Here is a 2,301-nt window from a genome sequence, read left to right on the forward strand (position 1 = left end):
CCGGCTTGTGGCGCGCGGCGGATTTGTGGTCGCCGCGCGCGAAGGCGACGGTGGAGACCTCGTGTGTCAGCGTGTTGCGCACGACCCTGAGGTGGGCGCGGCAGCCGCCGGAATGTTGCCAGATCTCGTTGTGGTCGCCCGCCGGGTTCAACCTGTTGTAGACATAGGCGTTCCAGGCATCGAGGTTTTGGGAGGCAGGCTGAGGGCGCTCGCGGTTGCCATCGCCCTGATAGGTGAACTCGATGACGTCGCGCGGGCCGCAATAGGGGCAGGTGATGAGCATCGATGTCCTACCTAATGCAGCCTAGGCGTTGCGCCCTGGCCCTTGTCGTCGATCACAAGGCCGCGATGGAAACGGTCGAGCGTGAAGGGGGCGTTAAAGTCGTGCGGCTCGTCCTTGGCGATGGTCCAGGCAAAGCACCAGCCGGAGGCCGGCGTCGCCTTGAAACCGCCGTAGCACCAGCCGCAGTTGAGATACATGCCCGGCAGCGGACCGGTGGTGATGATCGGCGAACCATCCATCGACATGTCGCAGACGCCGCCCCATGAGCGCAGCATGCGGACGCGGGCGAGACCCGGAAACAGTGCCAGCATCTCGCTCATCACCTCGTCGACAACAGGCAAACTGCCGCGCTGGGCGTAGCTGTTATAGCCGTCGAGGTCGCCGCCATAGACAAGCCCGCCCTTGTCGGACTGCGACATGTAGAAATGGCCCATGCCGAAAGTCAGAACCGTGTTGATGAACGGCTTCAGCGATTCCGTCACGAAGGCCTGCAGCACATGGCTCTCGATCGGCATGGTATCGATGCCGGCGAGCCGCATGACTTGCCCGGTGCTGCCGGCCACCGCGACCGCCACTTTCTTGGCGCGGATCTCTCCGCGCGACGTCGAGACGCCTGATATGCGGTCGCCGTCGCGCAGGAAGCCGGTGACCTCGCAATTCTCGATGATGTCGACGCCGCGACGGTCGGCGCCGCGCGCATAGCCCCAGGCGACGGCATCGTGGCGGGCGGTGCCGGCGCGCCGCTGCATCAGGCCGCCGACGATTGGGAAGCGCGCCGTGGCGGAGACGTCCAGCGCCGGCACCAGGCGTGCGATCTCGGCCGTGGTCATCAGTTCGGCGTCGACGCCGAGATGGCGCATGGCGTTGCCGCGGCGGGCAAAATCGTCGAGCTGGGCGGGTGTATGCGCGAGGTTGAGGCAGCCCCGCTGCGAGAACATGACGTTGTAGTTGAGGTCGTGCGAGAGGTTCTCCCACAGCTTCATCGAATGTTCGTAGAAGCGCGTGTTGGCCGGTAGCAGATAGTTGGAGCGCACGGCCGTCGTGTTGCGGCCGACATTGCCGGATCCGAGCCAGCCCTTCTCCAGCACGGCGACATTGGTGATGCCGTGCTCCTTGGCGAGATAATAGGCGGTCGACAGGCCATGGCCGCCGCCGCCGATGACAATCACGTCATAGGACGCCTTAGGGTCCGGTTTGCGCCAGGCCGGCTTCCAGTCCTTGTTGCCGGTCAGCGCGTTTTTGAGAAGCGAAAAGACCGAATATTCCGCCATTCTTTTTGTTATCCGTTCTCGCTTTTTGTCATCCGTTTTGGGCGATGGGGCACACTATAGAGCAGGCCGCTGCCGCAAAGCCAATATTGCGCCATCGCTTTTCGACTGGCCGACGCCGAGACCGCCGGACAGAGCGGACGGCTTGCTCCCCGGTATGAGCGTCTTTATCAAGGACGAGCTTTAGAACGCCTTACCGCCTGTGAGTCGCCAAACGATCATGCTTTTCCGACTGCTCCGCTTCGTTCTGGTCCTGGCGATCGTTGCCTCGGCGCCGCTTTCGCTTGATGCGGCGGCGCAGGGGCTTGACCATGCTGCGTCCGGCGTGGTCGCCGATCAGCAGAAAATCCTGCAGGATCTGACGACGAGGACCGACAATCTCGAAAAGAAAATCCAGGAGGACGGTGCCGACGACGCCAGCCTTGTCGATATCCGCCTGCAGCTCGAGGAAATGTCGCGAGGTGCGCTGAACAGCGCGCTTGCCTTCCGCCCGCGACTTTCGGAGATCAACGCAAGGCTCGATCAGCTCGGGGTGCCGCCGGCCGCGGGCCAGCCGCCCGAACCCGACATCGTGACCAGCGAACGCCAGGCGCTGGCGTCCCAAAAGGCCGAGATCAATGCTGTCATCGCCACGGCGCAAAACCTGTCGATCCGCATCAGCGGCCTCATCGACAAGATCGCCAATATGCGCAGCGAGCTGTTTCGCAATCTGCTCACTAAGCGCTACGTGCTGTCCGACGCTCTGAGCCC

Annotated in this window: 2 protein-coding genes and 1 pseudogene; 1 reads left to right on the forward strand and 2 read right to left on the reverse strand. The window is 63.4% G+C overall.

The annotated features are described in order from the left end of the window. A partial coding sequence (locus EOA86_RS31285) for a sarcosine oxidase subunit delta (RefSeq protein WP_128345137.1) occupies positions 1–283 on the reverse strand: 283 nt, incomplete at its 3' end. Between the two features lie 11 nt (positions 284–294). Next, positions 295–1,554 (reverse strand): sarcosine oxidase subunit beta, encoded by a 1,260-nt coding sequence (locus EOA86_RS31290; RefSeq protein ID WP_095518536.1) that lies wholly within the window; start codon positions 1,552–1,554, stop codon positions 295–297. 217 nt (positions 1,555–1,771) lie between these two features. On the opposite strand from EOA86_RS31290, the pseudogene EOA86_RS31295 reads away from it, so the two are divergent. Beyond that, positions 1,772–2,301: pseudogene (locus EOA86_RS31295) on the forward strand (mechanosensitive ion channel family protein); the annotation flags it as partial.

Origin of the sequence: Mesorhizobium sp. M5C.F.Ca.IN.020.32.2.1, assembly GCF_004023105.1 — a bacterium.
Classification (GTDB): domain Bacteria; phylum Pseudomonadota; class Alphaproteobacteria; order Rhizobiales; family Rhizobiaceae; genus Mesorhizobium; species Mesorhizobium wenxiniae.